This window comes from Bacillus sp. YP1 (genome assembly GCF_000877815.1).
GTDB classification, from domain to species: domain Bacteria; phylum Bacillota; class Bacilli; order Bacillales; family Bacillaceae; genus Bacillus; species Bacillus subtilis.
Genome location: NZ_CP010014.1, coordinates 1,403,114 through 1,429,644 on the forward strand (window position 1 = coordinate 1,403,114; position 26,531 = coordinate 1,429,644).

Genomic DNA, 26,531 nt, shown 5'->3' on the forward strand with positions numbered 1-26,531 from the left:
ATCATGAGTAAGATTGCATTTTTATTCCCGGGTCAGGGATCACAATTTATCGGCATGGGAAAAGAGCTTTATGAGCAGGTGCCTGCTGCAAAGCGTCTGTTTGATGAAGCCGATGAAACGTTAGAAACAAAACTCAGCTCGCTTATTTTTGAGGGGGCTGCTGAAGAATTAACACTTACATACAATGCGCAGCCTGCTTTGCTTACGACAAGCATCGCTGTTCTTGAGAAATTTAAAGAATCTGGCATTACACCTGATTTCACAGCAGGACACAGCCTTGGTGAATATTCTGCACTGGTTGCGGCTGGCGCTCTGTCTTTCAAAGATGCTGTTTATACCGTCAGAAAGCGCGGAGAGTTTATGAATGAAGCGGTGCCGGCTGGCGAAGGAGCAATGGCTGCGATTCTCGGCATGGATGCTGAAGCATTAAAGCGAGTAACCGATAAAGTCACAGAGGAAGGCAACCTTGTACAGCTTGCGAATCTCAACTGTCCTGGCCAAATCGTCATTTCCGGAACAGCTAAAGGGGTTGAGCTTGCATCTGAACTGGCAAAAGAGAACGGCGCAAAACGCGCAATTCCGCTTGAAGTAAGCGGTCCGTTCCATTCTGAACTGATGAAACCGGCTGCTGAAAAGCTGAAAGAGGTATTGGACGCCTGTGACATAAAAGACGCTGATGTTCCGGTCATCTCAAATGTTTCTGCTGACGTGATGACTGAAAAAGCAGATGTCAAAGAAAAACTTATTGAGCAGCTTTACTCTCCGGTTCGTTTTGAGGAAAGCATTAACAAGCTGATCGCAGAGGGTGTTACGACTTTTATTGAAATCGGTCCCGGAAAAGTGCTTTCAGGCCTTGTGAAAAAAGTAAATAGACGGTTAAAAACAATTGCTGTATCAGATCCGGAAACGATCGAGCTGGCAATTCAAACGCTTAAGGAGGAGAATGATAATGCTTAATGATAAAACGGCTATTGTCACTGGCGCATCCCGCGGAATCGGCCGCTCAATCGCCCTTGATCTGGCAAAAAGCGGCGCAAATGTTGTCGTGAACTACTCCGGCAATGAAGCGAAAGCAAATGAAGTGGTAGATGAAATTAAATCAATGGGCAGAAAAGCAATTGCTGTCAAAGCGGATGTATCAAATCCCGAAGATGTACAAAACATGATAAAAGAAACATTGTCTGTTTTTTCTACGATTGACATTCTGGTTAATAATGCGGGAATTACAAGAGACAATCTCATCATGAGAATGAAAGAAGACGAATGGGATGACGTCATTAACATTAACCTGAAGGGTGTTTTCAACTGCACAAAAGCTGTTACAAGACAAATGATGAAACAGCGTTCAGGCCGCATTATTAACGTATCGTCTATCGTCGGCGTCAGCGGAAACCCTGGACAAGCCAACTACGTGGCTGCAAAAGCCGGCGTCATCGGTTTAACCAAATCTTCTGCTAAAGAGCTCGCCAGCCGAAATATTACGGTAAACGCAATAGCGCCAGGATTTATCTCAACTGATATGACAGATAAACTTGCAAAAGACGTTCAAGACGAAATGCTGAAACAAATTCCGCTTGCGCGCTTTGGTGAACCTAGCGATGTCAGCAGTGTTGTCACGTTCCTAGCTTCAGAGGGAGCTCGTTATATGACAGGCCAAACGCTTCATATTGACGGCGGAATGGTGATGTAAGTTTTTTCTCGAAAATTTCATCATAGTTTCTCTAGTTTTTTAAAAACGAATCCACTATAATACTTGAGGGGAGGTGAATTGCTATGGCAGACACATTAGAGCGTGTAACGAAAATCATCGTAGATCGCCTTGGCGTTGATGAAGCAGACGTCAAACTTGAAGCTTCTTTCAAGGAAGACTTAGGTGCTGATTCCCTAGATGTAGTTGAGCTTGTTATGGAACTTGAAGACGAGTTTGATATGGAGATTTCTGACGAAGATGCTGAAAAGATTGCAACAGTCGGCGACGCTGTGAACTACATACAAAACCAGCAATAAGCTGATGCTAAAAGTCCCGCCGAAACGCGGGGCTTTAGCCCTTTATTCGTGCAGTTATTACAGCATGCCGCTTTTACGCGCGCTGTATCCGGTTTAGTCAGAGAAGCGCGGTGAACCTGATGTGCCTATGGAGGTTACTATGTCAAAACACTCACATTATAAAGATAAAAAAAAGTTCTATAAAAAAGTAGAACAATTTAAAGAGTTTCAAGAACGGATTTCGGTTCACTTTCAAAATGAAAAGCTTTTGTATCAAGCATTTACACATTCATCTTATGTGAATGAGCATCGGAAAAAGCCGTATGAAGATAATGAAAGGCTTGAATTTTTAGGTGACGCTGTTTTGGAACTGACGATCTCCAGATTCTTATTTGCCAAATACCCGGCTATGAGTGAAGGAGATTTGACGAAATTGAGAGCCGCAATTGTTTGCGAACCGTCTCTCGTTTCATTGGCTCACGAGCTGTCATTCGGCGATCTTGTCCTGTTGGGTAAAGGCGAGGAAATGACAGGCGGAAGAAAGCGTCCTGCTCTATTGGCGGATGTTTTTGAGGCATTTATCGGAGCCTTGTACCTTGACCAAGGATTAGAGCCGGTCGAAAGTTTCTTAAAAGTTTATGTGTTCCCTAAAATTAACGATGGTGCTTTTTCTCATGTGATGGATTTCAAAAGCCAGCTGCAGGAATACGTGCAGCGGGACGGCAAAGGCTCTCTGGAGTATAAAATCTCCAACGAAAAAGGACCTGCGCACAACCGTGAATTTGAAGCCATCGTATCTCTAAAAGGTGAACCACTCGGAGTCGGAAACGGCCGTTCAAAGAAAGAAGCCGAACAGCACGCTGCTCAGGAAGCTTTAGCTAAATTGCAAAAACACCATACGAAACAATAAAATCCCCCTTATGACTCAGGGGGATTTCAGTATGTATGCCGTCTTATTTGACCAATGTTTATGATAGAATTGAAATACTTATTACATAAGGAGGATCGCTATGTTCCTCAAACGTTTAGACGTTATAGGATTTAAATCATTTGCAGAACGGATTTCCGTAGACTTCGTTAAAGGCGTGACAGCAGTTGTCGGGCCGAACGGAAGCGGAAAAAGCAACATCACGGATGCCATTCGCTGGGTTCTCGGCGAACAATCGGCACGCTCTCTTCGCGGCGGAAAAATGGAAGACATCATTTTTGCTGGGAGTGATTCAAGAAAGCGATTAAATCTAGCTGAAGTTACGCTTACTCTTGATAATGATGATCATTTCTTGCCAATTGACTTCCACGAGGTGAGTGTCACAAGACGTGTGTACAGATCAGGTGAGAGTGAGTTTCTGATTAACAATCAGCCATGCCGCTTGAAAGATATTATTGATTTATTTATGGACTCTGGGCTTGGTAAAGAAGCATTTTCTATTATCAGCCAAGGGAAAGTGGAAGAGATCCTGAGCAGCAAAGCGGAGGATCGCCGCAGTATCTTTGAAGAAGCGGCCGGGGTGCTTAAATATAAAACGAGAAAGAAAAAAGCAGAAAATAAACTGTTTGAGACACAGGACAATCTAAATCGGGTAGAAGATATATTACATGAGCTTGAAGGACAGGTTGAACCTCTTAAAATTCAAGCTTCAATAGCGAAAGACTACCTTGAGAAAAAGAAAGAGCTGGAGCATGTTGAAATTGCGCTGACTGCCTATGATATCGAAGAGCTGCATGGTAAATGGTCGACTCTTAAAGAGAAAGTGCAGATGGCAAAAGAAGAAGAGCTTGCTGAATCGTCTGCTATTTCTGCGAAAGAAGCAAAGATTGAGGATACAAGGGACAAAATACAAGCGCTTGATGAGTCAGTAGATGAGCTCCAGCAAGTTTTACTGGTAACTAGTGAAGAGCTGGAAAAGCTTGAAGGCCGTAAAGAAGTCCTGAAAGAACGAAAGAAAAACGCTGTGCAAAACCAAGAACAGCTTGAAGAAGCCATCGTTCAGTTCCAGCAAAAAGAAACGGTTCTGAAAGAAGAGCTTTCGAAGCAGGAAGCTGTCTTCGAAACGCTTCAGGCTGAGGTGAAGCAGTTAAGGGTGCAAGTAAAAGAAAAACAGCAGGCTCTCAGTCTTCACAATGAAAATGTCGAAGAGAAAATCGAGCAGCTGAAAAGTGATTATTTTGAGCTGTTAAACAGCCAGGCGTCGATACGCAACGAACTCCAGCTTCTTGATGACCAGATGTCCCAATCCGCTGTCACATTGCAGAGACTCGCGGACAACAATGAAAAGCACCTGCAGGAACGGCGTGATATTTCTGCGCGTAAAGCCGCATGTGAAACGGAATTTGCCCGAATTGAGCAGGAGATTCACAGTCAAGTCGGTGCATATCGTGATATGCAGACAAAATATGAGCAGAAAAAGCGCCAATACGAAAAAAATGAATCCGCTCTGTATCAGGCATACCAATACGTTCAGCAAGCGAGATCAAAAAAGGACATGCTTGAGACGATGCAGGGAGATTTCTCCGGCTTTTATCAAGGTGTTAAAGAAGTGCTGAAAGCGAAAGAGCGCCTTGGCGGAATTCGCGGAGCGGTTCTTGAGCTGATTTCTACAGAACAGAAGTATGAAACGGCCATTGAAATAGCGCTCGGCGCTTCTGCTCAACACGTCGTGACCGACGATGAACAATCTGCCCGCAAAGCGATTCAATATTTAAAGCAGAATTCCTTCGGCCGGGCGACGTTTCTGCCTCTTTCTGTTATTAGAGACCGCCAGCTTCAAAGCCGTGACGCGGAAACAGCCGCCCGGCATTCATCATTTCTCGGGGTTGCCAGTGAACTTGTCACATTTGATCCTGCGTATCGAAGCGTCATCCAGAATCTTCTTGGAACCGTTCTGATCACAGAGGACTTAAAGGGTGCAAACGAGCTTGCGAAGCTTCTCGGGCACCGGTACCGCATCGTAACCCTTGAGGGAGATGTTGTGAACCCCGGTGGTTCAATGACGGGCGGCGCGGTTAAAAAGAAAAATAACTCCCTCCTCGGAAGAAGCCGGGAGCTAGAAGATGTGACGAAACGGCTCGCTGAAATGGAAGAGAAAACGGCACTGCTTGAACAAGAGGTCAAAACCCTTAAGCACTCCATTCAGGATATGGAGAAAAAACTGGCTGACTTAAGAGAAACCGGGGAAGGCTTAAGGTTAAAGCAGCAGGATGTGAAAGGCCAGCTGTACGAACTTCAAGTTGCCGAGAAAAATATCAATACCCATTTAGAGCTCTATGACCAAGAAAAATCTGCTCTGTCAGAAAGCGATGAAGAGAGAAAAGTGCGCAAACGCAAGCTTGAAGAAGAGCTCTCTGCCGTATCTGAAAAGATGAAACAGCTTGAAGAGGACATAGACAGACTGACAAAACAAAAACAAACGCAATCCTCAACGAAAGAGTCTCTCTCCAACGAGCTGACTGAGCTGAAGATCGCAGCGGCCAAAAAAGAGCAGGCTTGCAAGGGGGAAGAGGACAACCTTGCCAGATTAAAGAAAGAGCTCACTGAAACAGAGCTTGCGTTAAAAGAAGCAAAAGAAGACTTAAGCTTCTTAACGTCAGAGATGTCATCTAGCACCAGCGGCGAAGAAAAGCTGGAAGAAGCAGCAAAACATAAATTGAATGACAAAACGAAAACGATCGAACTGATTGCATTAAGGCGCGATCAGCGCATCAAGCTTCAGCATGGGCTTGAAACGTATGAGCGTGAGCTGAAAGAAATGAAACGCCTGTATAAACAAAAAACAACGCTCTTAAAAGACGAAGAAGTCAAACTCGGACGAATGGAAGTCGAGCTTGATAATTTACTCCAATACTTACGGGAGGAATACAGCTTGTCCTTTGAGGGGGCAAAAGAGAAATATCAGCTTGAAACTGATCCAGAGGAAGCCAGAAAGCGTGTGAAGCTGATTAAACTCGCAATTGAAGAGCTGGGTACCGTGAACCTCGGAAGCATAGATGAGTTTGAGAGGGTCAACGAACGGTACAAGTTTCTGTCGGAACAAAAAGAAGATTTAACAGAAGCGAAAAATACCTTGTTCCAAGTGATTGAAGAAATGGATGAAGAAATGACGAAGCGATTTAACGACACATTCGTCCAAATCCGCTCACACTTTGATCAAGTTTTTCGCTCCTTATTCGGAGGAGGGCGAGCTGAACTGAGGCTCACCGATCCTAACGATCTGCTTCATTCAGGAGTCGAGATTATCGCTCAGCCGCCGGGGAAAAAGCTGCAAAACTTAAACCTCCTGTCAGGCGGAGAGCGTGCGCTTACTGCTATAGCGCTCTTATTCTCAATCCTAAAGGTTCGTCCAGTGCCGTTTTGCGTCCTTGACGAAGTAGAGGCTGCGCTCGACGAAGCGAATGTGTTCCGATTTGCGCAGTATTTAAAAAAATACAGCAGTGATACCCAGTTTATTGTGATTACCCACAGAAAAGGAACGATGGAGGAAGCGGATGTACTTTATGGCGTAACCATGCAGGAATCCGGTGTTTCCAAGGTAATCTCCGTTAAGCTGGAAGAAACAAAAGAATTCGTTCAGTAACGAGGAAAGAGGTTAAAAGATGAGCTTTTTTAAAAAATTAAAAGAGAAAATCACAAAACAGACAGATTCCGTATCTGAAAAGTTTAAGGATGGCCTTGAAAAAACAAGAAACTCCTTTCAAAACAAAGTGAATGATCTTGTATCCCGTTACCGTAAAGTGGATGAGGATTTCTTCGAAGAGCTTGAAGAGGTTCTTATCAGCGCGGATGTCGGTTTTACAACCGTTATGGAATTAATAGATGAACTGAAAAAAGAAGTCAAACGCAGAAATATTCAAGATCCAAAGGAAGTCCAGTCAGTGATTTCTGAGAAACTGGTCGAGATTTATAACAGCGGAGATGAGCAAATTTCAGAACTGAACATCCAGGATGGGCGTTTAAACGTAATCCTTCTGGTAGGTGTAAACGGCGTCGGGAAAACAACAACGATCGGAAAGCTTGCCCATAAAATGAAACAAGAAGGAAAATCTGTCGTACTTGCCGCCGGAGACACTTTCAGAGCGGGAGCCATTGAACAGCTGGAAGTATGGGGAGAGCGTACAGGAGTGCCTGTCATTAAGCAGACGGCAGGAAGCGATCCGGCGGCTGTCATCTACGATGCTGTTCATGCTGCGAAAGCAAGAAATGCCGATGTATTAATTTGTGATACGGCAGGGCGTCTCCAAAACAAAGTAAATCTCATGAAAGAGCTTGAAAAAGTAAAACGTGTTATCGAAAGAGAAGTTCCTGAAGCTCCGCATGAGGTGCTGCTTGCCCTTGATGCCACGACCGGCCAAAATGCAATGGCTCAGGCAAAAGAATTCTCTAAAGCAACAAATGTTACCGGCATTGCTTTAACGAAGCTTGACGGTACGGCAAAAGGCGGTATCGTCCTTGCGATTCGCAACGAGCTTCACATCCCGGTTAAACTAGTCGGTTTAGGAGAAAAAGTTGATGACCTTCAGGAATTTGATCCAGAATCCTATGTGTACGGACTCTTTTCAGATTTAGTGGAAAAAGCCGACGATTAAGAAAAAGGCCCCAACATCTTGGGGCCTTTTTCTTTTTTATCTTCTTACTTGATAGGCGAAATGATAAAGGCTGTTATCAGTGGATACCAGTCTTGACTCACCAGAAAAAACTCTGAATGGGATGATGTCATAGTAATGAACGGAAACAGATGTGTAATACGTATAGTAACCAGCAGCTGGCCCCAAATACATTGGAACCTCAAATGTTCCGTTTGCATCAGTCGTTCCTGAAGCAGTTTGTGTTGTGTTTCCGACCTTCGTGTCCGCTTCAAATCTTACGGGCGCGTTTGGCACTGGCTGTCCGTTTTGGTCGAGTAATTTGCCGCTTACTGTAATATTGTACTTGACTCGCCAATATTGACCTTGTCCGTAATTGATTTTACCGTATACCCCTCCATCTGTGCTGATATTTGTGATTGAGGCCTTATAAGGTGCCTCAGCAGCGTCTGCTTGCTGTGCCGGGAAACCTATTGTAAACAGGGCTGCCAGACATAACATAAACAATAAACCGATTTTTTTCATAAAAATCCTCCTTAAAATAGGGTTCATATACAATATCGGAATAAATTGGATGATATTTAGCGTATTTTGGAAAAGTTAATCGCCGCTTTGACAAGATAAAAACTTGACAGTGTCATTAAAACCGTGTAAACTAAGTTATCGTAAAGGGATTTGACTTAACAAAGGGGAGAGCTCAAATGTCACTCGAAAAGACAACGAGAATGAATTATCTGTTTGATTTTTATCAGTCGTTGTTGACGTCAAAACAGAAGAGCTATATGTCGCTTTATTATTTGGACGATTTCTCCCTAGGCGAAATAGCCGAAGAATATGAGGTTTCAAGACAAGCTGTTTATGATAACATCAAACGAACAGAAGCGATGCTTGAACAATATGAAGAAAAGCTGCTCCTTTTGAAAAAGTTTCAGGAGCGTAAAGAGATGTTTAATAAGCTGAAGGAGCTTGCTTCCGGTTCAAAAGAAGAGGAAGAAATTACAGCTCTGATTGAAGCGCTTGAGAAATTAGATTAGGAGGCGGCAAACTATGGCATTTGAAGGATTAGCCGACCGACTGCAGCAGACGATTTCTAAAATCCGCGGAAAAGGGAAAGTCAGCGAACAAGATGTAAAAGATATGATGCGTGAGGTTCGTCTTGCGCTGCTTGAGGCTGACGTTAACTTTAAAGTAGTCAAAGATTTTGTCAAAAAAGTAAGTGAACGCGCTGTAGGCCAAGACGTCATGAAAAGTCTGACGCCCGGCCAGCAGGTCATTAAAGTTGTTAAAGAGGAACTGACTGAGCTGATGGGCGGCGAAGAGAGCAAAATCGCCGTCGCAAAAAGGCCGCCGACTGTTATTATGATGGTCGGTCTCCAAGGTGCCGGTAAAACGACAACAAGCGGTAAGCTTGCGAATCTGCTGCGCAAAAAGCATAATCGCAAACCGATGCTGGTTGCTGCCGATATTTACCGCCCAGCCGCAATTAAGCAGCTGGAAACACTCGGCAAACAGCTTGATATGCCTGTTTTCTCTCTTGGCGATCAGGTCAGTCCTGTAGAAATAGCTAAACAGGCTATTGAGAAAGCCAAGGAAGAACATTATGACTATGTCATTTTGGATACGGCAGGCCGCTTGCATATCGACCATGAACTGATGGATGAACTGACCAACGTCAAAGAAATCGCGAATCCGGAAGAAATTTTCCTGGTTGTCGATTCAATGACCGGTCAGGACGCTGTGAATGTTGCCAAAAGCTTTAATGAACAGCTCGGTTTAACCGGTGTTGTGTTAACTAAGCTGGATGGAGACACACGCGGCGGGGCTGCGCTTTCTATTCGCGCTGTGACAAACACGCCAATTAAGTTCGCAGGTTTGGGCGAAAAGCTTGATGCGTTAGAGCCGTTCCACCCTGAACGCATGGCATCAAGGATTCTCGGCATGGGCGACGTGCTGACATTGATTGAAAAAGCACAGGCCAGCGTTGATGAAGACAAAGCCAAAGAGCTGGAACAAAAAATGAGAACGATGAGCTTCACATTGGACGATTTTCTGGAGCAGCTCGGGCAAGTCAGAAACATGGGGCCGCTTGATGAGCTTCTGCAAATGATGCCGGGTGCAGGTAAAATGAAAGGCCTGAAAAACATCCAAGTTGATGAAAAACAGCTGAATCATGTGGAAGCAATCATTAAATCAATGACTGTTCTTGAAAAAGAACAGCCGGATATCATCAATGCCAGCCGGCGGAAGCGGATTGCAAAAGGAAGCGGGACATCTGTACAGGAAGTCAACCGTCTGCTTAAGCAGTTTGATGAAATGAAAAAAATGATGAAGCAGATGACAAACATGTCAAAAGGCAAGAAAAAAGGGTTTAAGCTACCTTTTATGTAATCGGTTATACATGATAAAACCGTTGTTAAGAAAAAACACTTTACAAACACTTTTATCATTGTTAATATACTATCTTGTTGAAATATTTTCGGAGGTGCTAGTAAAATGGCAGTAAAAATTCGTTTAAAACGTATGGGAGCAAAAAAATCTCCTTTCTATCGTATTGTTGTAGCAGATTCTCGTTCACCACGTGACGGCCGTTTCATCGAAACAGTCGGAACTTACAACCCGGTTGCAAAACCAGCGGAAGTAAAAATTGACGAAGAGCTTGCTCTTAAATGGCTTCAAACTGGAGCGAAACCATCTGATACAGTTCGCAACTTGTTCTCTAGCCAAGGAATCATGGAAAAATTCCACAACGCTAAACAAGGCAAGTAATGACTGATCAACACTTGGAAGATTTGATTGTCCACATTGTGACGCCGCTTGTTGATCATCCAGATGACATTCGCGTCATAAGAGAAGAATCCGATCAAAAGATTGCGCTGCGCTTATCTGTCCATAAGTCAGATACCGGTAAAGTTATCGGAAAGCAAGGCCGGTCTGCAAAAGCGATTCGAACAGCTGTATTTGCAGCTGGCGCACAGTCTTCTAAGAAAGTTCAATTTGAAATATTTGACTAAAAGGGAGAGGGCCGGCACCTCCCCTTTTTTTACACGCAAAAAAAGGGTAAACTGATAGAAGCTTAGGCAAAATAGAAAAGCCTGGGCGAGTAAAAGTTTTAAAAGCGGGGAGCTTGGTGCGATGCAAATTATTCACCGTGTAGCCGTTATGCAAGTCTTAACCGAGCGCAGTAAAGAAAAGCTTTTAGCTTCTTTTGCCGAAAAGAAACAAATGCTTGAACGAGAATGCAGCCAGCTCTATTTTCAGCTTAGAAAACATGAGAAAGAACAGCAAAACCCTGATATGATTGAACAATTTAAAAAGGCAATAGAAAAGCGAAAAGATGATATAAAAATCATCGATTTTCAAATTGCTCAAGTACATACATTGCCGCTTGGCAGTGAGTTGAAAGAAAAGGAAGTCGATGCGCTGCTGACGATTGAAGCCGGGGATGACTGGCATGAGAAAACAGCAGCGAACACCATCGTCATAAAAGACGGAAAAGTAATTGAAATTCGCCAGAGGTGATCATATGACAAAGCGATGGTTTAATGTAGGCAAAATCGTAAATACCCACGGAATCAAAGGCGAAGTGCGGGTGATTTCAAAAACAGATTTTGCCGAAGAACGATACAAGCCGGGAAACACGCTGTATTTGTTTATGGACGGCCGTAACGAACCAGTGAAGGTAACGGTAAACACATATAGACTGCATAAGCAATTTCATCTGCTGCAGTTTAAAGAAAGACAAAACCTAAATGAAGTAGAAGAGCTGAAAAACGCAATCATTAAAGTTCCTGAAGAAGAATTAGGAGAGCTGAATGAGGGTGAATTTTATTTCCACGAAATTATTGGGTGTGAAGTATTTACTGAAGAAGGCGAACTCATCGGAAAGGTCAAAGAAATTTTGACGCCTGGAGCCAATGACGTTTGGGTCATCGGAAGAAAAGGAAAAAAAGACGCACTCATTCCTTACATTGAATCAGTGGTCAAACATATCGATGTCAGGGAAAAGAAAATTGAGATTGAACTCATGGAAGGGTTAATAGACGAATGAAAATCGACTTTTTGACGCTGTTTCCCGAAATGTTTGAAGGCGTGCTCGGCTCATCGATTCTTCAAAAAGCCCAGGAAAAAGATGCGGTGCAGTTTCAAGTCGTAAATTTCCGGGAGTACTCTGATAACAAGCACAATACTGTTGATGATTATCCTTATGGCGGCGGGGCAGGCATGGTTCTCAAGCCTCAGCCTGTTTTTGACGCGGTCGAGGACCTGACATCAAAGGCAGCCGCTGCTCCGCGTATTATCCTCGTATGCCCGCAAGGTGAGCGTTTTACCCAAAAAAAAGCCGAGCAATTAGCAAAGGAAGAGCATTTGCTGTTCATTTGCGGCCACTATGAAGGCTATGATGAACGCATTCGCGAGCACTTGGTAACGGATGAAATATCAATTGGCGATTTTGTTCTGACGGGCGGTGAGCTCCCTGCAATGATGATCGCAGACAGTGTGGTCAGACTGCTTCCGGGTGTACTGGGTAAAGAGGCTTCCCATATTGAGGATTCCTTCAGCACCGGACTTTTAGAGCACCCGCATTATACAAGACCGGCAGATTACAAAGGTTTAAAAGTGCCTGAAACACTCTTGTCAGGAAACCATGCAAAAATTGAAGAATGGCGGAATAAAGAATCGATCAGAAGGACCTACCTAAGACGTCCGGACCTGTTGAAAGACTACCCGCTTACAGAGCAGCAAAGAAAGTGGATTTCTGAATGGGAAAAAGAATAGATTTTATTGCATAGGCTATGAAATTGTGATAAGATACTACTTGTGGCTTAAGCGGGCTTATCCGCTGCAAGCTTGAAAACGATGTTCCGCTGTGCCGGTTTTTGTGGCCAAGAGCATCTGTTGGAAGGAGTTGAAAACGATGCAAAAACTAATTGAAGATATCACAAAAGAACAGCTTCGTACTGATCTTCCTGCGTTCCGTCCTGGTGACACTTTACGTGTACACGTTAAAGTTGTTGAGGGTAACCGTGAGCGTATCCAGATCTTTGAAGGTGTTGTGATTAAGCGTCGTGGTGGTGGAATCAGCGAAACGTTCACAGTTCGTAAGATTTCTTACGGTGTTGGCGTTGAACGTACTTTCCCAGTACACACACCAAAAATCGCGAAAATCGAAGTTGTACGTTACGGTAAAGTACGCCGTGCTAAACTTTACTACCTGCGTGAACTTCGCGGAAAAGCGGCTCGTATTAAAGAGATCAGACGATAATGATAACGAACGAAAAGAGCTTGTTACCTGTAACAAGCTCTTTTTTTATACAGAATTTGAAAATGCCGGACAGGCATCGTAAAATACATAAAGGACAACAATGAATCATGCATACTGAAGATAAAGGCGGTGTTCGTGTCACATGACAATTCAATGGTTCCCGGGCCATATGGCAAAAGCAAGAAGGGAAGTAACCGAAAAATTAAAATTAATCGATATCGTATATGAATTGGTAGATGCCAGAATTCCAATGTCATCAAGAAACCCAATGATTGAAGATATTCTAAAAAACAAGCCGCGAATTATGCTGTTAAACAAGGCTGACAAAGCAGATGCGGCAGTTACACAGCAGTGGAAAGAGCACTTTGAGAAGCAGGGGATCCGCTCTCTGTCTATTAATTCTGTAAATGGACAAGGGTTAAATCAAATTGTGCCTGCATCAAAAGAGATCCTCCAAGAAAAATTTGACCGGATGCGTGCGAAAGGTGTGAAGCCGAGAGCGATTCGTGCTTTGATTATCGGTATTCCAAACGTCGGAAAATCAACACTCATCAACCGGCTTGCAAAGAAAAACATAGCAAAAACGGGAGACAGACCTGGTATTACGACCTCTCAACAGTGGGTCAAAGTTGGGAAAGAATTAGAGCTATTAGATACACCGGGAATTTTGTGGCCTAAATTTGAGGATGAGCTTGTCGGTTTGAGACTGGCAGTCACCGGGGCTATTAAAGACTCGATTATCAATTTGCAGGACGTGGCCGTGTTTGGTCTTCGTTTTCTCGAAGAACATTACCCAGAACGGCTCAAGGAGCGTTATGGCCTTGAGGAGATCCCAGAGGACATTGCCGAGCTGTTTGATGCAATAGGTGAAAAGCGGGGCTGTCTCATGAGCGGTGGGCTCATTAACTATGATAAGACGACTGAAGTCATCATTCGCGATATTCGCACTGAAAAGTTCGGCAGGCTGTCATTTGAACAGCCGACGATGTAAAGGCGCGCAGAAATGCGGGTCTTTATTTTTTCTTGGCTGAACCGATACATACAGTAAGGGAGAAGAGAAAGTGAATACATTAACCGTAAAGGACATTAAAGACCGTTTGCAGGAAGTGAAGGATGCACGAGACCCATTTATTGCCCAATGCGAAAACGACCCGAGAAAAAGCGTTCAAACGCTTGTAGAGCAATGGCTTAAAAAGCAAGCGAAAGAAAAAGCGCTGAAAGAACAATGGGTGAATATGACTTCCTATGAAAGGCTGGCAAGAAACAAAGGATTTCGCTTGATTGCAGGTGTTGACGAGGTCGGCCGGGGGCCATTGGCAGGACCAGTTGTCGCCAGCGCAGTCATCCTTCCAGAGGAATGTGAAATACTTGGGCTGACAGACTCCAAAAAGCTTTCAGAGAAAAAACGCGAGGAATATTACGAGCTTATTATGAAGGAAGCACTGGCGGTCGGGATAGGAATTGTAGAAGCTACTGTGATTGATGAGATCAATATATATGAAGCTTCAAAAATGGCAATGGTGAAAGCGATACAGGATTTGTCGGCTACACCTGATTATTTGCTTGTTGACGCAATGACACTTCCGCTCGACACGGCTCAGGCGTCAATTATAAAAGGCGATGCCAAAAGCGTGTCTATTGCGGCAGGTGCGTGTATCGCAAAAGTGACGAGGGACCGAATGATGAGCGCTTATGCCGAAACGTATCCCATGTACGGCTTTGAAAAAAATAAAGGCTATGGGACAAAAGAACATTTGGAAGCTCTCGCTGCATACGGCCCAACTGAATTGCACCGCAAAACTTTCGCTCCTGTTCAATCTTTCAGATAAATCACATGGACAAGGAGGCACCTTTTTAAAATGAACATACGAAATGATGTGCAAAAGGCGTTGCAGCACCTTTTCGGGCGTACAGCCGTCCCGCAGGAAACATCAAAAGTAAACGAAGCGCTAAACGGGGAGAAGCGTCTCCTCTTAGGAAAAGTGCTTCGTTTACTAGGAGATCAGCATGCCCTGATCCAAGTCGGCAATCAAACTGTTCAGGGAAAACTTGAAACCCAGCTTCGTCCTCAGGCATACTATTGGTTTTCCTACGAAAAAAAAACGGCAGAGCAAACAGGCCGTCTTCAAGTCGTTCAAAGCTTTGATCAAAATCCTAAAACCATTCAGGATGCAGCTGGCAAGCTTTTAAATGCCATGTCAGTGAAGACGTCAAACGCAGCTCTCATAATGACAGGAGCGATGCTGAAGAGCAAAACACCCGTAACAGAAAATGATATCAAAACAGCTGTCCGCTGGATGGACACGCTGCCTTCGCAAGACACAAAAAAAGCAGTTGAAACGGTTCTCTTCGCTTTAAAGCGTGATCTTCCCATTCACTCCGAGATTTTGAATGGTGTTCACGCTGTGAAATCACCTGTTCCGTTGCATCAGCACGTATCCCAGCTGCTACAGGCAATCGACCAAAACCCTCAGCAGAGCCAAATGATGTCAAAGCTAAAGGAAGCAGTTACGGTGCTTTTAAATAGTGAAATCGATGTCCATGCAGAACGGCTGATTGATAAGCTTATTTCTTTAACCGACAATACGAAAGCACCTTTTCCGGCGAATACAGCTGGAAGCAGGGAGCTTAGCACACCAGCTGGCTCCCCCGGAAAAGCCAGCCTGCCGATTGCAAATCACACAGCAGAACAGGGAAGCATACAAGAAGAGCCTGTTAAAACAGCAGCAGACATTCCAATTAAAGAAGCCCGCCAGCTGCTGGTGAAGCTGACGGAATCTGCTGAAAAAAACAGTCTCCAAATTGTGAAAGAAGCAGCAAATTGGATTAAAGCGGCTGCTTCATCGGGTGATAGTAAGTCACTTGCAGCTTCAGCAGTTTTACAGGCGGCACAAGTCACAGACCAGGAAGCCGAAGTCTTTTTAAAGGCTGTTCAGCAGACAGCACCCCATTTGGCGGATAAGGCAGATGTTCTTTCTTTCTTATCCAAAGTGAAAATGGCAATCGGCGCAAGGGACGAGGTTGCGTTCATTAAAGCGTTTGAACAAGGAAGCGCAGTCACATCTGGCGAAATGCAATCCATCAAGCTGGCTCTTTCTGCCTTAAGAGCATCGCATGAGGTAGCCGAACCAGTCAAACAAGAAGCCGATCAGCTTTTTCATAAATTAAATGGCCAGCTTTTCATGCAGCAGGACCATCCATCATACAGCCAAATTGTAATGTCATTTCCGATGTTTTCGAAGTCAGGGGTTCAGGACATGACTGTTCTGTTTAAAGGAAAGAAAGAAGCGGATGGAAAGCTTGATCCTTCCCATTGCCGCCTTTTGTTTTTGCTGCAGCTTGATACACTAAAAGAAACCGTCGTTGATTGCTTGGTACAGCAAAAAGTCATGACCATTACAATAGAGACTGATTTCGAGCTGCAGGCTGCGATCGATCCGATGGTGCCCGCGCTTAAACAGGGGCTAAAGGAAATGGGGTACAGCCTTTCAGGGGTAAACGCTAAAAAAAGGGTTCACACCGAAGAAAAGGCTTCAATCGATCAATATATAACAAGTATCAGTGATCAGGAAGTGGATGTGAAAATATGAAAGAGCAGACACCGATCAGAAAAGCTGTTGCTCTCCATTATGACGAACAAAAAGACAAGGCGCCGAGAGTGATTGCCACAGGGAAGGGCCATGTAGCTGACAACATTATCAAAGAAGCGAAAAAAGCAGGGGTCCCGATTCAAGAAGATCGGACCCTTGTCGAATTAATGCGCCATTTGACGGTAGATGATCAAATTCCTGAAGCTCTTTATGAAACGGTAGCCGAGATTTTTTCATTCATTTACAAATTGGACGAAAGCGTAAAAAACAAAAAATAGCTAAAATATTCCCCATCCTTCTTTGAAATTTATGTTTTTAATAAAGTAAAAGTTTGAATGTTTAGAAGGATTAAAAGATTTTGCATCGAACTGTAGACAATTCTTCCAGTATTATTATAGAATGAAAGCGCAGTCTATTTTAGTTTTGTTACATAAGTTAGGAGGATGGGAAATGAATATCCATGAGTACCAGGGAAAAGAAGTCCTCAGAAAATATGGGGTATCTGTTCCTGAAGGTAAAGTGGCTTTTACAGCAGAAGAAGCAGTTGAGAGTGCAAAGAGCTTATCCAGCTCGGTTTATGTCGTAAAGGCTCAAATTCATGCTGGCGGTCGAGGCAAAGCTGGTGGGGTAAAAATAGCAAAATCATTAGACGAAGTAAAAGCGTATGCCGAAGAACTATTAGGGAAGACCCTAGTTACACATCAGACGGGTCCGGACGGCCAAGTAATAAAACGCTTACTTATTGAAGAAGGCTGCGATATTAAAAAAGAATATTACATCGGTCTAGTGCTTGACCGCGCCACTTCAAGAATCGTTTTGATGGCTTCTGAAGAAGGCGGAACGGAAATTGAAGAGGTTGCGGAGAAAACACCGGAAAAAATCAAAAAAGCTGTCATTGATCCGGCTGTTGGCCTTCAAGGCTATCAAGCCAGAGAAATTGCATTCGCTATTAATATTCCAAAAGAGCTCGTGGGAAAAGCTGCTAAATTTATGCTTGGACTATATAAAGCGTTTGTTGAGAAAGACTGCTCAATCGCCGAAATCAATCCGCTTGTTGTTACCGGCGACGGAAATGTGATGGCGCTTGATGCAAAATTGAATTTTGACAGCAATGCGTTGTACCGACAAAAGGACATTATGGAATACAGAGATTTGGATGAAGAAGATCCGAAAGAAATTGAAGCGTCCAAATATGATCTAAGCTACATTTCCCTTGATGGAAATATCGGCTGTATGGTGAACGGCGCGGGACTTGCAATGTCCACGATGGATATTATCAAGCATTATGGAGGAGAACCGGCCAACTTCCTTGATGTGGGCGGCGGTGCAACCGCGGAAAAAGTCACGGAAGCATTTAAAATCATTCTTTCTGATCAAAACGTTAAAGGGATTTTTGTCAACATTTTCGGCGGCATTATGAAATGTGATGTCATCGCAGAAGGGGTTGTTGAAGCGACTAGACAAGTTGGTTTGACATTGCCGCTTGTCGTCCGTCTTGAAGGCACAAACGTGGATCTAGGGAAGAAAATCCTTAGTGAATCAGGATTAAACATTACATCTGCGGAATCAATGGCTGACGGCGCGCAGAAAATCGTATCCTTAGTTTAAGAAAGAATGAAAGGCAGGGGACCAAATAATGAGTGTTTTCATTAATAAAGATACAAGAGTTATTGTGCAAGGGATTACAGGTTCTACCGCTTTATTTCATACGAAGCAGATGCTTGAATACGGCACAAATATCGTTGGCGGTGTAACACCTGGAAAAGGCGGAACAGAAGTGGAAGGTGTTCCTGTATTTAATACAGTGGCTGAAGCAGTTCAAACGACCGGCGCTAACGCGTCTGTTATATATGTGCCCGCACCGTTTGCAGCTGATGCGATTATGGAAGCGGTAGATGCGGAGCTTGATCTCGTGATTTGTATCACAGAACATATCCCGGTTTTGGATATGGTGAAGGTCAAACGCTTCATGGAAGGCAAGAAAACGAGACTGATAGGGCCGAACTGTCCTGGTGTCATTACGCCTGAAGAGTGTAAAATCGGCATTATGCCCGGATACATCCATAAAAAGGGTCATGTAGGCGTTGTATCACGTTCAGGAACATTAACATACGAAGCGGTGCACCAGCTCTCAGAAGCGGGTGTAGGGCAATCTACAGCTGTTGGAATCGGCGGCGACCCTGTAAATGGAACAAACTTTATTGACGTTTTAAAAGCGTTTAACGAAGATCCTGACACACACGCAGTCATCATGATTGGCGAAATCGGCGGTACGGCCGAAGAGGAAGCGGCAGAGTGGGTAAAAGCCAACATGACAAAACCGGTAGTCGGTTTTATCGGCGGTAAAACAGCACCTCCTGGGAAGCGCATGGGGCATGCAGGCGCCATTATTTCCGGCGGAAAAGGGACAGCTGATGAAAAAATCAAAACCCTTAATGCATGCGGAATCGAAGTTGCAGAGACACCTTCTGTCATGGGTGAAACCTTAATCAAGGTGCTGAAAGAGAAGAACTTGTTCGAAACTTGTAAAACGCATTAATAAAAAAGGGACAGCCGTCAAGGCTGTTCCTGCTTTTTCTAACAAAAGGAGGTCAATCTATTGGATCAGGCCGCTGCCTGCCTAACGATTTGCAGAATCAATCAATTATTATCCCCATCCCTTCTATTAAAATGGTGGAAAGCCGATCCGTCTATGTCGCTGACATCACCTGTGTTACAAACGGTTACTCGTGATCAAATAAAAGCAGCTGCATTAAAAAACGAAATAGAACAACTTTATCCAAAGCTCCAGCGTGTACTTGCTGCTTATCGTGAGCAAGGCATTAACACCATCCCTATTTCTTCAAAGCAATATCCTTTCTGGCTTAAAAGCATTTATGATCCCCCCGCCGTACTGTTTGCAAAAGGTGATATGACTCTTCTTTCGAAAGGGAGAAAAATTGGAATTGTAGGGACAAGAAATCCAACAGCTTATGGGAAACAAGTTGTCAATCATCTTACAAAAGAGATCTGTCGTAAAGGTTGGGTGATTGTCAGCGGACTGGCGTCTGGGATAGACGGAATGTCCCATGCTGCAAGTATTAAGGCGAAGGGGCGGACAATTGGCGTCATTGCAGGCGGATTTCAGCACATTTATCCCCGAGAAAACCTTCAGTTAGCAGATCACATGGCTAAACACCATATCCTGCTGTCAGAGCACCCACCTGAAACTAAACCCCAAAAATGGCATTTCCCTATGAGAAACCGTATTATCAGCGGACTAAGTGAAGGCGTTATTGTCGTTCAGGGCAAAGAAAAAAGCGGTTCGCTGATTACTGCCTATCAAGCATTGGAACAAGGGAGAGAGGTATTTGCCGTACCCGGTTCATTGTTTGACCCTTACGCCGGAGGTCCTATAAAACTGATCCAGCAGGGGGCTAAAGCCATATGGTCAGCAGAGGATATTTTCGAGGAACTTCCTGAGAGAAACGTTCAATATACGGAACCCTTTTGAATTATCGTTTGACAAACGGTATTGTAATATTTAATAATAGTGAGGATTTAAAGTTGCATATTGTTTTCTATTTAATTAATGACGTTCATGATAAAGAATGAAATGTTGAAAGCCAAATAAAGACAGCTGCAAAAATAAAATTGAAATATCTTGAAAAGAGAGAGAACACCTCTTGAGGGGGATGAAAATGTCTGATTATCTAGTCATCGTGGAATCGCCCGCTAAGGCGAAAACGATTGAACGTTACTTAGGTAAAAAATATAAAGTAAAAGCATCAATGGGACATGTCCGGGATCTTCCAAAAAGTCAAATGGGAGTTGACATAGAACAGAATTTTGAACCGAAATATATTACCATTCGAGGTAAAGGCCCGGTATTAAAAGAGCTGAAAACTGCTGCGAAAAAAGCCAAAAAAGTGTATCTCGCAGCCGACCCCGACAGAGAAGGGGAAGCGATTGCATGGCATTTGGCACACAGTCTTGATTTAGATCTCAACTCAGACTGCCGTGTGGTGTTTAACGAAATTACAAAAGACGCTATTAAGGAATCGTTTAAGCATCCCCGCATGATCAATATGGATTTAGTGGATGCACAGCAAGCGAGACGTATTTTAGACAGGCTTGTCGGATATAAAATCAGTCCGATCTTATGGAAAAAAGTCAAAAAAGGGCTTAGCGCAGGACGCGTGCAATCCGTTGCCCTCCGTTTGATTATTGACCGTGAAAAAGAGATTAACGACTTTAAGCCTGAGGAATATTGGACAATTGACGGTACGTTCTTAAAAGGTCAAGAAACCTTTGAAGCGAGCTTTTTCGGGAAAAACGGCAAAAAACTTCCTTTAAATAGTGAAGCTGATGTAAAAGAGATTCTTTCTCAGCTCAAAGGGAATCAATATACAGTTGAAAAAGTAACCAAAAAGGAACGCAAACGTAATCCCGCTTTGCCTTTTACCACTTCTACCCTGCAGCAGGAAGCGGCTCGCAAGCTCAATTTCAGAGCGAAGAAAACGATGATGATTGCACAGCAATTATATGAAGGAATTGATTTAGGAAGAGAAGGAACGGTTGGTCTGATCACGTATATGAGAACGGATTCAACCCGTATTTCAAATACGGCTGTTGATGAAGCAGCTGCATTTATTGATCAGACTTATGGAAAAGAGTTCCTAGGCGGCAAACGGAAGCCTGCGAAAAAGAATGAAAATGCCCAGGATGCCCACGAAGCAATTCGGCCGACATCAGTTCTTAGAAAACCAAGTGAATTAAAAGCAGTCCTCGGCAGAGACCAAATGAGACTGTATAAATTAATTTGGGAGCGTTTTGTTGCCAGCCAAATGGCACCGGCTGTTCTCGATACAATGAGTGTCGACCTGACAAACAACGGTTTGACATTTCGTGCAAATGGAAGTAAAGTCAAGTTTTCCGGGTTTATGAAGGTGTATGTTGAAGGAAAAGACGATCAAATGGAAGAAAAAGACCGGATGCTGCCTGACTTACAAGAAGGCGACACGGTATTATCAAAAGATATAGAACCTGAGCAGCATTTTACCCAGCCGCCTCCGCGATATACTGAGGCCCGGCTTGTTAAAACCCTTGAAGAACGCGGTATCGGCCGTCCATCCACATATGCTCCGACACTTGATACTATTCAGCGGCGCGGCTACGTGGCATTGGATAATAAACGTTTCGTTCCGACTGAATTAGGTCAGATCGTTCTTGACTTGATCATGGAGTTTTTCCCTGAGATCATTAACGTTGAGTTTACAGCTAAAATGGAGAGAGATCTTGATCATGTTGAAGAAGGAAATACCGAATGGGTCAAGATTATCGATAATTTCTACACCGATTTTGAAAAACGCGTCAAAAAAGCCGAATCGGAAATGAAGGAAGTTGAGATTGAACCAGAGTATGCTGGAGAGGATTGTGAATTGTGCAGTTCTCCAATGGTATATAAAATGGGACGGTACGGTAAATTCTTAGCTTGCTCCAACTTCCCTGACTGCCGGAACACGAAACCGATTGTGAAACAAATTGGTGTGAAGTGCCCGAGCTGCGGAGAAGGAAACATTGTTGAGCGAAAATCGAAAAAGAAACGGGTGTTTTACGGCTGTGACCGTTATCCGGACTGTGAATTCGTATCATGGGACAAACCAATTGAACGAAAATGCCCGAAATGCGGAAAAATGCTCGTCGAGAAAAAACTCAAAAAAGGCATACAAGTCCAATGCGTGGAATGCGATTATAAGGAAGAACCACAGAAGTAGCGGTGAGCAGGGTCTTGCTCACCTTCTTTGTGTGTTAAAAGAAGGCCTTGAATAATAAACTAGGAGATGTGAAAGATGAACCAACGAACAGTGAATGTAATCGGAGCCGGACTTGCAGGAAGTGAAGCAGCATGGCAGCTTGCCAAGCGGGGGATTCAAGTCAAATTGTATGAAATGCGGCCAGTTAAACAAACGCCTGCGCACCATACAGATAAATTTGCAGAGCTTGTCTGCAGCAACTCTCTTCGCTCTAATACGCTTGCTAACGCTGTCGGTGTATTAAAGGAAGAAATGCGTGCACTTGATTCAGCCATTATCGCTGCGGCTGACGAATGTTCGGTGCCTGCCGGGGGCGCTCTTGCAGTAGACCGTCATGAATTTGCCGCAAGTGTGACAAATCGGGTGAAAAATCATCCAAACGTAACAGTTATTAATGAAGAAGTGACTGAAATTCCTGAAGGCCCTACTATCATCGCAACGGGTCCGTTAACATCTGAATCGCTGTCTGCCCAGCTGAAGGAGCTGACTGGAGAGGACTATTTATATTTTTATGACGCAGCGGCGCCGATTGTAGAAAAAGACAGCCTTGATATGGATAAAGTGTATCTGAAATCCCGTTATGATAAAGGTGAAGCAGCATATTTGAACTGCCCGATGACAGAAGAAGAGTTTGACCGTTTTCATGAAGCATTAACATCAGCAGAGACAGTGCCGTTAAAAGAATTTGAAAAAGAGATTTTCTTTGAAGGCTGCATGCCGATTGAAGTCATGGCAAAACGGGGTAAGAAAACAATGCTTTTCGGTCCGATGAAACCGGTTGGTCTAGAGCATCCTGTTACAGGAAAACGCCCTTATGCCGTCGTTCAGCTCAGACAGGATGATGCTGCGGGAACACTTTATAATATTGTAGGATTCCAGACTCATTTAAAATGGGGAGACCAAAAGGAAGTTCTCAAGTTGATTCCAGGACTTGAAAATGTAGAAATCGTCAGATATGGCGTGATGCATAGAAACACATTTATTAACTCTCCAAGCCTGTTAAAGCCGACTTATCAATTTAAAAACCGCAGTGATCTGTTCTTTGCAGGCCAAATGACGGGAGTAGAAGGATATGTGGAATCAGCTGCCTCAGGACTTGTAGCAGGCATTAATGCGGCGAAGCTTGTATTGGGAGAAGAGCTTGTGATCTTCCCTCAGGAAACAGCAATTGGCAGTATGGCACATTATATTACAACAACAAACCAGAAGAACTTCCAGCCGATGAATGCAAACTTTGGGCTTTTGAAAGAATTGCCAGTTAAAATTAAAAATAAAAAAGAACGAAATGAACAATACGCGAACCGTGCGATTGAAACAATTCAAACAATTTCGAAAACAATATAGGTATTGATTGCAACCTGAGCGCGATTTGTGATACCATTTAAAAGCCCTTCCTGGGGAGGTATTAGGCATGGAGAATGTTAAGAATTTCGTAAAGTTATTCGTTGAATATTTACAAATTGAAAAAAATTATTCACAATATACTATTGTGAATTATGTGGATTCAATTGAAGAATTCGAGACTTTCCTGCGCGTTCAAGGTATAAATGGATTTGAAGAAGCTGCATATCAAGATACTAGGATTTTTTTGACAGAAGCCTATGAAAAAGGTTTATCGAGAAGAACAATAAGCAAAAAGATATCTGCATTAAGAAGCTTTTATAAGTTTCTGATGCGGGAAAAGCTTATTGAAGAAAATCCGTTTCAGCTTGTTCATCTGCCAAAACAGGAGAAACGGATACCAAAGTTTCTATATCAAAAAGAGCTTGAGGAGCTGTTTGAAGTTTCAGATATAAGCCAGCCGGCCGGAATGAGGGATCAAGCGCTGTTAGAGCTGCTCTATGCCACCGGAATGAGGGTCAGTGAATGCTGTTCCATAACTATTAACGACGTTGATTTATTTATGGACACTGTGCTTGTTCACGGCAAAGGCAAGAAGCAGCGCTATATCCCCTTTGGGTCTTATGCCCGCGAAGCGTTGAAGGTATACATGAATAGCGGAAGACAGTGCTTGCTGATGAAGGCAAAAGAACCTCATGATCTATTATTCGTAAATCAAAGAGGCGGACCGCTTACAGCCCGTGGCATCAGACATATTTTAAGCGGGCTTGTTCAAAAAGCGTCAAGCACTTTACATATCCATCCGCATATGCTTCGACATACGTTCGCCACGCATCTGTTAAATGAAGGAGCGGATTTGAGAAGCGTTCAAGAACTGCTCGGGCATTCCAATCTGTCTTCTACACAGATATACACGCACGTTTCGAAGGAAATGTTGAGAAACACATATATGTCTCACCATCCAAGAGCATTTAAGAAAAATTAAAGGAGGCCCTTTATGTCATCTTTTCATGCGACCACAATATTTGCCGTACAGCATAAAGGACGAAGCGCTATGTCCGGAGACGGCCAAGTAACATTTGGTCAGGCTGTTGTCATGAAACACACGGCACGGAAAGTGAGAAAACTGTTTAACGGCAAAGTTCTTGCTGGCTTTGCGGGATCTGTTGCAGACGCTTTCACTTTATTCGAAAAGTTTGAAGCTAAGCTTGAAGAATATAACGGCAACTTAAAACGGGCGGCTGTTGAGCTTGCGAAGGAATGGCGCAGTGATAAAGTGCTAAGAAAGCTCGAAGCCATGCTGATTGTTATGAATCAGGATACTTTGCTTCTCGTATCGGGAACAGGCGAGGTGATCGAACCAGATGACGGCATTCTCGCGATTGGATCAGGAGGCAATTACGCTTTGGCAGCGGGAAGAGCTCTGAAAAAGCATGCCGGGGAAAGCATGTCTGCAAGTGAGATTGCCAGAGCCGCGTTAGAAACAGCAGGCGAAATTTGTGTTTACACGAACGATCAAATCATACTGGAAGAGCTTGAATAGAAAGGACTTGAGGCGCATGGAAAAAAAACCGTTAACTCCTAGACAGATTGTAGATCGGTTAGACCAATATATTGTCGGTCAGCAAAATGCGAAAAAAGCTGTCGCCGTGGCATTAAGAAACCGCTATAGAAGAAGTCTTCTGGATGAAAAGCTGAAGGACGAGGTCGTTCCGAAAAACATTTTAATGATGGGTCCTACCGGCGTCGGGAAAACTGAAATTGCCAGACGAATCGCTAAGCTTTCAGGTGCGCCATTTATCAAAATTGAAGCTACTAAATTTACCGAAGTCGGCTATGTAGGCAGAGATGTTGAATCAATGGTCAGAGATCTTGTGGAGACTTCTGTTCGGCTTATCAAAGAAGAGAAAATGAATGAAGTAAAGGAACAGGCAGAAGAAAATGCAAACAAACGCATTGTTCGTCTGTTAGTTCCCGGGAAGAAAAAACAATCTGGCGTTAAAAATCCGTTTGAAATGTTTTTTGGAGGCAGCCAGCCGAATGGTGAAGATGAGGCGGAGAGCCAGGAAGAAGCAAACATCGAAGAAAAAAGAAAACGAATGGCACATCAGCTGGCTTTAGGAGAGCTCGAAGACTACTATGTAACAGTAGAAGTCGAAGAGCAGCAGCCTTCTATGTTTGACATGCTGCAGGGCTCGGGGATGGAGCAGATGGGTATGAACATGCAGGATGCGCTGAGCGGATTAATGCCAAAGAAAAAGAAACGGCGCAAAATGACAGTCAGAGAAGCCAGAAAAGTCCTGACGAATGAAGAAGCAAGCAAACTCATCGATATGGATGAAGTCAGCCAGGAAGCTGTTCAGAGAGCAGAAGAGAGCGGGATTATTTTTATCGATGAGATTGATAAAATCGCAAAGAACGGCGGTGCATCTTCTTCTGCCGATGTTTCAAGAGAAGGCGTTCAGCGGGATATCCTGCCGATTGTTGAGGGCTCAACCGTTGTCACAAAATATGGTTCTGTAAAAACAGACCATGTATTATTTATTGCAGCAGGAGCGTTTCATATGGCCAAACCGTCTGATTTGATTCCTGAGCTGCAGGGGCGTTTCCCGATTCGTGTAGAACTGAACAAACTCACGGTAGACGACTTCGTGAGAATTTTGGTTGAACCGGATAATGCGCTGCTGAAACAATATCAGGCATTATTGCAGACAGAAGGTATATCTCTTGAATTTTCTGACGAAGCTATTCATAAGATTGCTGAAGTTGCTTATCATGTGAACCAGGAAACAGATAATATCGGTGCGAGACGCCTTCATACAATACTTGAACGCCTATTAGAAGATTTGTCGTTTGAAGCTCCAGATGTAACGATGGAGAAAATAACGATTACACCACAGTATGTCGAAGAAAAGCTCGGAACGATAGCCAAAAACAAAGATTTAAGTCAATTTATATTGTGAAAAATTTAATATGAGG

Annotated in this window: 27 protein-coding genes; 26 read left to right on the forward strand and 1 reads right to left on the reverse strand. The window is 43.6% G+C overall.

What is annotated here, in order from left to right; translation table 11 throughout:
• The first annotated feature begins 3 nt into the window (after nucleotides 1-3).
• The 6 genes from fabD to ftsY all read left to right on the forward strand — a co-directional run bounded on the left by fabD (nucleotide 4) and on the right by ftsY (nucleotide 7,566).
• On the forward strand, nucleotides 4-957 hold the full coding sequence (fabD, locus tag QF06_RS06975) for an ACP S-malonyltransferase (protein WP_041850838.1): 954 nt from the start codon (nucleotides 4-6) through the stop codon (nucleotides 955-957).
• Nucleotides 950-1,690 (forward strand): 3-oxoacyl-[acyl-carrier-protein] reductase, encoded by a 741-nt coding sequence (gene fabG, locus QF06_RS06980; RefSeq protein WP_003232035.1) that lies wholly within the window; start codon nucleotides 950-952, stop codon nucleotides 1,688-1,690. The genes fabD and fabG overlap by 8 nt, the downstream gene beginning before the upstream one ends.
• Before the next feature lie 83 nt (nucleotides 1,691-1,773).
• Entirely contained in the window at nucleotides 1,774-2,007 is a 234-nt protein-coding gene (acpP, locus tag QF06_RS06985; protein WP_003154310.1) for an acyl carrier protein, read from the forward strand.
• A gap of 139 nt (nucleotides 2,008-2,146) precedes the next feature.
• The gene (gene rncS / locus QF06_RS06990; RefSeq protein WP_003232030.1) at nucleotides 2,147-2,896 is read left to right on the forward strand and encodes a ribonuclease III; all 750 of its coding nucleotides are present in this window, start codon (nucleotides 2,147-2,149) and stop codon (nucleotides 2,894-2,896) included.
• A 100-nt stretch (nucleotides 2,897-2,996) separates the two neighbouring features.
• Nucleotides 2,997-6,557 carry a chromosome segregation protein SMC gene (gene smc / locus QF06_RS06995; protein ID WP_041850837.1) on the forward strand — a complete coding sequence of 1,187 codons (3,561 nt, stop codon included), beginning with the start codon at nucleotides 2,997-2,999 and terminating at the stop codon, nucleotides 6,555-6,557.
• A 19-nt stretch (nucleotides 6,558-6,576) separates the two neighbouring features.
• Entirely contained in the window at nucleotides 6,577-7,566 is a 990-nt protein-coding gene (ftsY, locus tag QF06_RS07000) for a signal recognition particle-docking protein FtsY (protein ID WP_003232026.1), read from the forward strand.
• A gap of 36 nt (nucleotides 7,567-7,602) precedes the next feature.
• Here the strand turns inward: ftsY and QF06_RS07005 are convergent, their stop codons facing one another.
• Nucleotides 7,603-8,088 (reverse strand): Ig-like domain-containing protein, encoded by a 486-nt coding sequence (locus QF06_RS07005; RefSeq protein WP_003245834.1) that lies wholly within the window; start codon nucleotides 8,086-8,088, stop codon nucleotides 7,603-7,605.
• A gap of 176 nt (nucleotides 8,089-8,264) precedes the next feature.
• Between QF06_RS07005 and QF06_RS07010 the strand changes: the two genes are divergently transcribed.
• The 20 genes from QF06_RS07010 (at nucleotide 8,265) to hslU (ending at nucleotide 26,515) form a co-directional block, all read left to right on the forward strand.
• Entirely contained in the window at nucleotides 8,265-8,597 is a 333-nt protein-coding gene (locus tag QF06_RS07010) for a putative DNA-binding protein (protein ID WP_003238590.1), read from the forward strand.
• Between the two features lie 13 nt (nucleotides 8,598-8,610).
• Nucleotides 8,611-9,951 carry a signal recognition particle protein gene (gene ffh, locus QF06_RS07015; RefSeq protein WP_014113771.1) on the forward strand — a complete coding sequence of 447 codons (1,341 nt, stop codon included), beginning with the start codon at nucleotides 8,611-8,613 and terminating at the stop codon, nucleotides 9,949-9,951.
• A gap of 105 nt (nucleotides 9,952-10,056) precedes the next feature.
• On the forward strand, nucleotides 10,057-10,329 hold the full coding sequence (rpsP, locus tag QF06_RS07020; protein WP_003220815.1) for a 30S ribosomal protein S16: 273 nt from the start codon (nucleotides 10,057-10,059) through the stop codon (nucleotides 10,327-10,329).
• Complete coding sequence (locus QF06_RS07025) at nucleotides 10,329-10,574, forward strand: KH domain-containing protein (RefSeq protein WP_041850835.1); 246 nt, start codon at nucleotides 10,329-10,331, stop codon at nucleotides 10,572-10,574. Before rpsP ends, QF06_RS07025 begins: the two co-directional genes overlap by 1 nt.
• Before the next feature lie 121 nt (nucleotides 10,575-10,695).
• Nucleotides 10,696-11,082 carry a YlqD family protein gene (locus QF06_RS07030; protein WP_014476793.1) on the forward strand — a complete coding sequence of 129 codons (387 nt, stop codon included), beginning with the start codon at nucleotides 10,696-10,698 and terminating at the stop codon, nucleotides 11,080-11,082.
• 4 nt (nucleotides 11,083-11,086) lie between these two features.
• Complete coding sequence (gene rimM, locus QF06_RS07035; RefSeq protein WP_041850834.1) at nucleotides 11,087-11,611, forward strand: ribosome maturation factor RimM; 525 nt, start codon at nucleotides 11,087-11,089, stop codon at nucleotides 11,609-11,611.
• On the forward strand, nucleotides 11,608-12,339 hold the full coding sequence (trmD, locus tag QF06_RS07040) for a tRNA (guanosine(37)-N1)-methyltransferase TrmD (RefSeq protein WP_003232011.1): 732 nt from the start codon (nucleotides 11,608-11,610) through the stop codon (nucleotides 12,337-12,339). Before rimM ends, trmD begins: the two co-directional genes overlap by 4 nt.
• Nucleotides 12,340-12,478: 139 nt before the next feature.
• A complete protein-coding gene (gene rplS / locus QF06_RS07045) occupies nucleotides 12,479-12,826 on the forward strand; it encodes a 50S ribosomal protein L19 (RefSeq protein ID WP_003220825.1) in 348 nt (115 codons plus the stop codon).
• A 142-nt stretch (nucleotides 12,827-12,968) separates the two neighbouring features.
• The gene (gene ylqF / locus QF06_RS07050; RefSeq protein ID WP_021479300.1) at nucleotides 12,969-13,817 is read left to right on the forward strand and encodes a ribosome biogenesis GTPase YlqF; all 849 of its coding nucleotides are present in this window, start codon (nucleotides 12,969-12,971) and stop codon (nucleotides 13,815-13,817) included.
• Nucleotides 13,818-13,887: 70 nt separating this feature from the next.
• Complete coding sequence (gene rnhB, locus QF06_RS07055) at nucleotides 13,888-14,655, forward strand: ribonuclease HII (RefSeq protein WP_021479299.1); 768 nt, start codon at nucleotides 13,888-13,890, stop codon at nucleotides 14,653-14,655.
• Nucleotides 14,656-14,685: 30 nt separating this feature from the next.
• Complete coding sequence (locus tag QF06_RS07060; protein WP_021479298.1) at nucleotides 14,686-16,416, forward strand: hypothetical protein; 1,731 nt, start codon at nucleotides 14,686-14,688, stop codon at nucleotides 16,414-16,416.
• Complete coding sequence (locus tag QF06_RS07065; protein WP_003232001.1) at nucleotides 16,413-16,694, forward strand: FlhB-like flagellar biosynthesis protein; 282 nt, start codon at nucleotides 16,413-16,415, stop codon at nucleotides 16,692-16,694. The genes QF06_RS07060 and QF06_RS07065 overlap by 4 nt, the downstream gene beginning before the upstream one ends.
• A gap of 172 nt (nucleotides 16,695-16,866) precedes the next feature.
• Complete coding sequence (gene sucC, locus QF06_RS07070; RefSeq protein WP_003244732.1) at nucleotides 16,867-18,024, forward strand: ADP-forming succinate--CoA ligase subunit beta; 1,158 nt, start codon at nucleotides 16,867-16,869, stop codon at nucleotides 18,022-18,024.
• Between the two features lie 28 nt (nucleotides 18,025-18,052).
• The gene (sucD, locus tag QF06_RS07075) at nucleotides 18,053-18,955 is read left to right on the forward strand and encodes a succinate--CoA ligase subunit alpha (protein WP_024572248.1); all 903 of its coding nucleotides are present in this window, start codon (nucleotides 18,053-18,055) and stop codon (nucleotides 18,953-18,955) included.
• Nucleotides 18,956-19,015: 60 nt separating this feature from the next.
• A complete protein-coding gene (dprA, locus tag QF06_RS07080; protein ID WP_015715882.1) occupies nucleotides 19,016-19,909 on the forward strand; it encodes a DNA-processing protein DprA in 894 nt (297 codons plus the stop codon).
• 187 nt (nucleotides 19,910-20,096) lie between these two features.
• Complete coding sequence (gene topA / locus QF06_RS07085) at nucleotides 20,097-22,172, forward strand: type I DNA topoisomerase (RefSeq protein WP_003245599.1); 2,076 nt, start codon at nucleotides 20,097-20,099, stop codon at nucleotides 22,170-22,172.
• A 75-nt stretch (nucleotides 22,173-22,247) separates the two neighbouring features.
• Nucleotides 22,248-23,555: an FADH(2)-oxidizing methylenetetrahydrofolate--tRNA-(uracil(54)-C(5))-methyltransferase TrmFO gene (gene trmFO / locus QF06_RS07090; RefSeq protein ID WP_015715883.1), complete on the forward strand. Its 1,308-nt coding sequence runs from the start codon at nucleotides 22,248-22,250 to the stop codon at nucleotides 23,553-23,555.
• A 67-nt stretch (nucleotides 23,556-23,622) separates the two neighbouring features.
• Nucleotides 23,623-24,537 carry a tyrosine recombinase XerC gene (gene xerC, locus QF06_RS07095; protein ID WP_003231988.1) on the forward strand — a complete coding sequence of 305 codons (915 nt, stop codon included), beginning with the start codon at nucleotides 23,623-23,625 and terminating at the stop codon, nucleotides 24,535-24,537.
• Between the two features lie 12 nt (nucleotides 24,538-24,549).
• Complete coding sequence (gene clpQ / locus QF06_RS07100) at nucleotides 24,550-25,095, forward strand: ATP-dependent protease subunit ClpQ (RefSeq protein WP_003238555.1); 546 nt, start codon at nucleotides 24,550-24,552, stop codon at nucleotides 25,093-25,095.
• A 16-nt stretch (nucleotides 25,096-25,111) separates the two neighbouring features.
• Nucleotides 25,112-26,515: an ATP-dependent protease ATPase subunit HslU gene (gene hslU / locus QF06_RS07105; RefSeq protein WP_041850833.1), complete on the forward strand. Its 1,404-nt coding sequence runs from the start codon at nucleotides 25,112-25,114 to the stop codon at nucleotides 26,513-26,515.
• The last annotated feature ends 16 nt before the right edge of the window (nucleotides 26,516-26,531 follow it).

Coding starts and splice junctions, on each gene's coding strand:
- fabD (WP_041850838.1), top strand. CDS start 4: ATGAGTAAGATTGCATTTTTATTCCCGGGTCAGGGATCACAATTTATC.
- sucD (WP_024572248.1), top strand. CDS start 18,053: ATGAGTGTTTTCATTAATAAAGATACAAGAGTTATTGTGCAAGGGATT.
- trmD (WP_003232011.1), top strand. CDS start 11,608: ATGAAAATCGACTTTTTGACGCTGTTTCCCGAAATGTTTGAAGGCGTG.
- QF06_RS07010 (WP_003238590.1), top strand. CDS start 8,265: ATGTCACTCGAAAAGACAACGAGAATGAATTATCTGTTTGATTTTTAT.
- smc (WP_041850837.1), top strand. CDS start 2,997: ATGTTCCTCAAACGTTTAGACGTTATAGGATTTAAATCATTTGCAGAA.
- QF06_RS07065 (WP_003232001.1), top strand. CDS start 16,413: ATGAAAGAGCAGACACCGATCAGAAAAGCTGTTGCTCTCCATTATGAC.
- rncS (WP_003232030.1), top strand. CDS start 2,147: ATGTCAAAACACTCACATTATAAAGATAAAAAAAAGTTCTATAAAAAA.
- trmFO (WP_015715883.1), top strand. CDS start 22,248: ATGAACCAACGAACAGTGAATGTAATCGGAGCCGGACTTGCAGGAAGT.
- topA (WP_003245599.1), top strand. CDS start 20,097: ATGTCTGATTATCTAGTCATCGTGGAATCGCCCGCTAAGGCGAAAACG.
- rpsP (WP_003220815.1), top strand. CDS start 10,057: ATGGCAGTAAAAATTCGTTTAAAACGTATGGGAGCAAAAAAATCTCCT.
- rimM (WP_041850834.1), top strand. CDS start 11,087: ATGACAAAGCGATGGTTTAATGTAGGCAAAATCGTAAATACCCACGGA.
- clpQ (WP_003238555.1), top strand. CDS start 24,550: ATGTCATCTTTTCATGCGACCACAATATTTGCCGTACAGCATAAAGGA.
- QF06_RS07060 (WP_021479298.1), top strand. CDS start 14,686: ATGAACATACGAAATGATGTGCAAAAGGCGTTGCAGCACCTTTTCGGG.
- QF06_RS07025 (WP_041850835.1), top strand. CDS start 10,329: ATGACTGATCAACACTTGGAAGATTTGATTGTCCACATTGTGACGCCG.
- sucC (WP_003244732.1), top strand. CDS start 16,867: ATGAATATCCATGAGTACCAGGGAAAAGAAGTCCTCAGAAAATATGGG.
- ftsY (WP_003232026.1), top strand. CDS start 6,577: ATGAGCTTTTTTAAAAAATTAAAAGAGAAAATCACAAAACAGACAGAT.
- rplS (WP_003220825.1), top strand. CDS start 12,479: ATGCAAAAACTAATTGAAGATATCACAAAAGAACAGCTTCGTACTGAT.
- ylqF (WP_021479300.1), top strand. CDS start 12,969: ATGACAATTCAATGGTTCCCGGGCCATATGGCAAAAGCAAGAAGGGAA.
- xerC (WP_003231988.1), top strand. CDS start 23,623: ATGGAGAATGTTAAGAATTTCGTAAAGTTATTCGTTGAATATTTACAA.
- ffh (WP_014113771.1), top strand. CDS start 8,611: ATGGCATTTGAAGGATTAGCCGACCGACTGCAGCAGACGATTTCTAAA.
- QF06_RS07005 (WP_003245834.1), bottom strand. CDS start 8,088: ATGAAAAAAATCGGTTTATTGTTTATGTTATGTCTGGCAGCCCTGTTT.
- QF06_RS07030 (WP_014476793.1), top strand. CDS start 10,696: ATGCAAATTATTCACCGTGTAGCCGTTATGCAAGTCTTAACCGAGCGC.
- hslU (WP_041850833.1), top strand. CDS start 25,112: ATGGAAAAAAAACCGTTAACTCCTAGACAGATTGTAGATCGGTTAGAC.
- acpP (WP_003154310.1), top strand. CDS start 1,774: ATGGCAGACACATTAGAGCGTGTAACGAAAATCATCGTAGATCGCCTT.
- fabG (WP_003232035.1), top strand. CDS start 950: ATGCTTAATGATAAAACGGCTATTGTCACTGGCGCATCCCGCGGAATC.